The following is a 5420-nucleotide window of genomic DNA, read 5'->3' as shown; positions in this document are numbered from 1 at the left end:
GGGAGATATCAAAAGGCGCTGCCCAAGTGATATCTAAAGTTACTCCTATCTTGCTATAAATAGATTTTACTCTATCTATATCCATAGAGGTGTTTTCGGAAGTGGGTACAAGGATTACCTTGGCAGTTTTAGGTGAGAGGTGTACCAAGTTGAACACTCCTGCGATTTGGTATTTCTTGCCCTGTTTGATGATAGCTTGTACTTGTTCAATATGTCAAAGAACTTATTTTTAGTATATTGTTTGTGTAATGATTTTAGGAATAGAGATAGTGTTTTTTCTTTAAATAGACAATAGTTTTAGATGTTTTCTGTACATAGGTATTCATTTCTATTCCTCTCTTTCAAAAATGTACAAATTATCTTTTATATCTTTGATATACAATTTGTTACCACTCATATATAAGGGTTGGGGGGGAACTAACTGATTGCGAGTAGTTTTTCTTTCTTCAAAAGGAAGAAGTTCGTATTCCCATACTAACTTTCTCGTCTTGTAATCAAAAATACCTATCCAACCTATCCCTCCATATTCTTTATGTTTAGAACCTATAAAAGTGAAATAATCTCCTTGTAATAAAGGTTTATATACAGACTCATATTGCCCCATTCCTTCAGGATCTTCTTTTGAGAAAAAGTAATCTTCTTTTATAGTAAATGTTTGGGTGTCTATAACTGTCCAACCGTTTGAAGCGATAGAAAAAATATTTTTAGTAACTTCATCTAACTGAACACCAAAGCAATCGGTATGGTATTGTACATACCCCGTTTCGATATCTAAGACAATTAAGCGGTATTGTTGCGTATAAACCCATAGATTCCCGTGTACAATACCTATCATTTTGTATATTCTATCTTCTTCATCAGGATAAGGAGAATCCCCTAAGGAAGCGATGGTAAATTGCCAAAGTGTTTCTATATCGGTATTGATACGCTTTATCTCTCCCTCAAAAATATCATACGCTATAATGATATTTTTTTCTACATATAGCTGATAGGGAATGCTTTCTTTTAAAATGAGCTTATTGGTCTCCAAATCAAGGATATTATCATAACTATTCCATTCCTTATCATAATAATATTTCAAAATCTGGTTATTATCAGATTTTGAGAATAAATCAGCGTCTTCAATAGTTTCTATGAGTATTCCTTCTTTCCATATTTTCAGACATCCTGCAGCATCCCTAGTAAAGATTCTTTCACCTATTAACTTTATTTTAGAAGGTTCTTCTTCTAATTCTACAAACGTATTATGGAAATATATTCTATTAGGTTCATAAGTTGAATATATTCCTGTATAAGGATCAAATCCTCTTACTTTTTGGATTTTTTTTATTTTTTTTGAATTTCATAAATTAAAATGTTACTTTAATACTTTCTTGAAATGAACTATATTTAGTAGAAGTTGATAATTCTTTAGTTTTTGCTAAATCTTCTAACTTTTTATAAGAGCCAATTTTCATATTTAACCAAATAGATTTTTTAGCATCAAATACAGCTTCAGCATCTTTAGCTATAGCACTTTCAAGTTTTTCAATAACTTGTTTTCTAGTAACACCTCTACCTCCTTGTTGGATAATATACAGCTGGTCAAAATTATCTATTGCTCTTAAATAGGCTTTATATTGTCCTAAGTCTTTAAACAAAGTAAATATTCTATTCCTCTCTTTCAAAAATGTACAAATTATCTTTTACATCTTTGATATATAGTTTATTACCACTCATATATAAGGGTTGGGTAGCCGCTAAGTGATTGCGAGTATTTTTTCTTTCTTCTTCAGGAATGAGTTCGTGTTCCCATACTAATTTTCTCGCTTTGTAATCAAAAATACCTATCCAACCAATACCCCAATGTTCCTTAGGTTTAGAACCTACAAATGTAAAATAATCTCCTTGTAGTAAAGGGTCAAATATAGATTTATATTGTCCCATATTGGGGTCTTCTTCTGAAAAGAAGTAACTCTCTTTCACTGTAAGTGTTTGAGTATCTATAACTGTCCAACCATTTGAAGCGATAGAAAAAATATTTTTAGTAACTTCATCTAACTGAACGCCAAAGCAATCAGTATGGTATTGTGCACTTCCCGTTTCAATATCTAAGGCAATTAAACGATACAAATTGGTATAAACCCATAGATTTCCGTTTGCAATACCTACTATTTTATCTATTCTATCCTCTTCATCAGGATAAGGAGAATCGCCTAAGGAAGCAATGGTAAATTGCCAAAGTGTTTCTGTATCGGTATTGATACGTTTTATTTCTCCTTTAAAAATACTATAAGCTATAATGATATCTTTTTCTACATATAGCTGATAGGGAATGTTTTCTTTTAAAATGAGTTCATTAGTAAATGGATTTTTTAAATTTCTGTAGCTTTGAAATGGATTTAGCTCTAATAGGCTATATCCTATATATAGGGTTTCCTTATTTAATAAGAAAACATCCCCTTCAATAGTGCTTATCAGAGTGTTTTCATTAGAATATATCTCTACTGTTTCTAAAGAGGCATACCAAACATACATATACTCTCCTCGTAAAGATAGTTCTAAAGCACATTCCTCTTTTTGTATAAAATTGTTGTTTATACATAAATAATTTAAATTATCCTTTGTAAATGAATAACTTCCATTTTTTGGTTCGAAATCTAATACATTTTCAATTTTATTTATTTTCTGAAATTTCATAATACACTTATTTTGTTATTAAAATGATGTCTCTAAATTTATCAAAAGCAGGGCTCTGAGATAAAGCTTTGGTTTCACAAGCTTTTTGTAGTTTATCAGGTGAATCTATCTCAAGTTTCTGCCAAAGTTGTTTTTTTGCATAATAAACCCCTTCAGCATCTTTAGCTATAGCACTTTCAAGTCTTTTAATGATATCTTCTTTTGTAATACCTCTACCTCCTTGTTGGATAATATACAGCTGGTCAAAATTATCTATTTCTCTTAAATATGCTTTATATTGTCCTAAATCTTTAAACATATTGCCTACTTTAGAATAGTTTTTAGTATCTATGAAGATACTAATTTCTCTCTCTTGATTAAACTTATCCAAAGTTTTAGCTTGCCACTTGATATCAAACCTAAAATCACCTGCCTCATCAGCATAAGAAATAAGGTCTTCTAATTCTAATTTTTGCAGGGTGCTATGGAATTTAGCGGGTAGGTAGGATTTGACATTTCGGATTACCTCTAAAGAGGTAGCTCCTGCTTTGAACTTATCACCAGTTTCTAAAAGTTCGTTTAAGAAAGCTACTAATTGTCCTTCAGGAATCTCATCTATGTGCTCTGTAAATAGATGCTTAAGGTCGTCCACAAGGTCATCTATAGGTTTTACGGAATTTTCAGGCACTTTTTGATAGAGTTCTTCAAAACGTTTTGCAAAATCATCTACCTTGTTGAACTTAGCGTTTAGCTTCTTAATCAAGTTCACCAGACGGGCATCATTGGTTAAAAAGTCTTTTAACCGATCAACACCTTTGATATCACCTACAAAGCCTAATAATTTCCAGCCCTTTTCTTGCCCTTTTAATAACTTCTTTTCATTATCAGCAAGTTTCTCAAATTTCTTTGATGTCTTGAGCTGTCCTATTCTTCTTTTCCAATCTTGATAACTTTTGACGAGTTGAGTTCTTAAGTTTCCATTCTTCTGGAGAATATTTTTTGTAGTTTGTGGTAGGTTCTTTGCAAACTTATAACCTACTTGTCCGAGATTCTTGATCCCGATAGCTCCCATTGCAATATTATAAATATCGACAATTTCTCTTAACTCTTTATTATCACCATTTATTTCTTTAATTGTATTTGCTGTTATATTCCCCACAGCTCCTACAACTTCTACCAATGCCCAAACACGGGGTATCCAATGTACTTTGGTCGCTAAAGCAGTACCTCCACTGATTGCTATTGTTGCTATATCTAAGGTAGTGAAAACCCCTGTCTCTATATAATCATTGAGAATCTTATCATCATTATACTTTAAGAAAATAGCAGGTACTATATATACTTCATTCCCTAAATCATTCCCTTCCAATGCTGTTTGTATCAAAGGAACTTTGTTCTTATCAGGGATAATAATAAGTGGTGTTAATGGAGAAACTTCTCCTATAGGTTCTTCCTTATGAGTGGAAATTCGTCCCGGTCCTTTGCTGTCAAAAGTATTATAAGTATGGGTATCATAAACATCATAAAGCTGAATCCTTCCCGTCGAAGCTATGTATTTTCCCTTATTCTTTTTTAAAGTATACTCAAAATGCTGAGAGGATTTCGTATCTTCACTATAAGTAATGGGGTTTAAGTTGAGTGTTCTTTTGACAAAATCATCTTCATTCTTACCCCATCTATCTTCAATAGAGGCTGGGGTATGGTTAAACATCCACACCAAAGCTCCTATAAAGTTAGTGTAGTTTTTCCCTCCACTATTTCCTCCTGCTGAACCTATAAAAAAGTAGCTATCATCTATTTGATCAATAAAATGTTTTATTAAGTAGTTGTTATTAGCCTCTAAATGATTGAAAAAGTTGGCATAATCACTTTCAGAAAGAGCATTCATCAAACGCAAGATAGCCAATTCTGAAATGTTTTTCAACTTCTCTTGTGAAGCTATAAGGTCTATAAAGTATTGTTTCTTTTGATAAGATAGATTTCTCAAGGCTGACAGACAGCTATTATTTATAATGTCTACCGCTTTTTCAGGAGTTTTAATAGATTGATTTAATATTTTTGATGCTTCATCTATTTCTTCTTTAGAGCATTCTTCTCTATCTTTTTCTAATATATCTAATATGAAATTCTTTGTGCAAGATTCTTCTGCATTAAGAAGGTATTTAGTTTTCCATTTAGACGATTTTATTTCACCAATACCATCTGAAGGTTTATAATCTATCTCTGCAAACCGATATTTACAATCATCTATGACTTGATAAATATAGGTTTTGACAGATTCTTTAGCAGAGTTATACACAAGTTCTATAGCACTTGTCTCTGCTATACTTTTAGCGGTTGTAGTGTTTACAAAATCTGTCCAATTCCAAGAGTATGACTCGTTTTCAACACTATTACCAGCCTCATCATATAGTTCAATCTTATGAATATAATAATCTTTATCAATACCAAACCTAACTTTGTATCTCTCTTTAGTAGCTTTGACATAAGCTATAACCTTTCCATTGGGGGCAATACCTTTGTTATGCCCCTCAATAATATATTTATAGGAGATTTTTAAACCTTCCTTTTGTCCCTGAAATATCCCCATTTTAAACGTAGGATCATTGATCTGCTTCCAATCAGCAAAAAGTAAATCCTCATCGGAGGTATAGTCCATTAACGAAGGGACATTGCCTTGTTGTTTTTTCTTGAATGGGTGTGCTAGTTTAAATATTCCGTGACCCAATTCGTGGGCAAGGGTTCTTTCGGTTTGGTCAAAA

Annotated in this window: 4 protein-coding genes; all 4 read right to left on the bottom strand. The window is 32.1% G+C overall.

The features are described 5' to 3' along the window. Positions 1-328: 328 nt before the first annotated feature. Positions 329-1081 (bottom strand): hypothetical protein, encoded by a 753-nt coding sequence (locus HMPREF1551_RS03465; protein WP_021627648.1) that lies wholly within the window; start codon positions 1079-1081, stop codon positions 329-331. 268 nt (positions 1082-1349) lie between these two features. After that, positions 1350-1667, bottom strand: a complete 318-nt coding sequence (locus tag HMPREF1551_RS03460) for a hypothetical protein (RefSeq protein ID WP_021627647.1) — start codon at positions 1665-1667, stop codon at positions 1350-1352. Continuing rightward, entirely contained in the window at positions 1651-2679 is a 1029-nt protein-coding gene (locus HMPREF1551_RS03455) for a hypothetical protein (protein WP_021627646.1), read from the bottom strand. The genes HMPREF1551_RS03460 and HMPREF1551_RS03455 overlap by 17 nt, the downstream gene beginning before the upstream one ends. 7 nt (positions 2680-2686) lie before the next feature. After that, a partial coding sequence (locus tag HMPREF1551_RS14140) for a hypothetical protein (protein WP_021627645.1) occupies positions 2687-5420 on the bottom strand: 2734 nt, incomplete at its 5' end.

It is taken from the genome of Capnocytophaga sp. oral taxon 863 str. F0517 (genome assembly GCF_000466425.1).
Lineage (GTDB): Bacteria > Bacteroidota > Bacteroidia > Flavobacteriales > Flavobacteriaceae > Capnocytophaga.
Note: the sequence above shows the minus strand (reverse complement) of the source record. Positions and strands in the feature narration are given on the sequence as shown.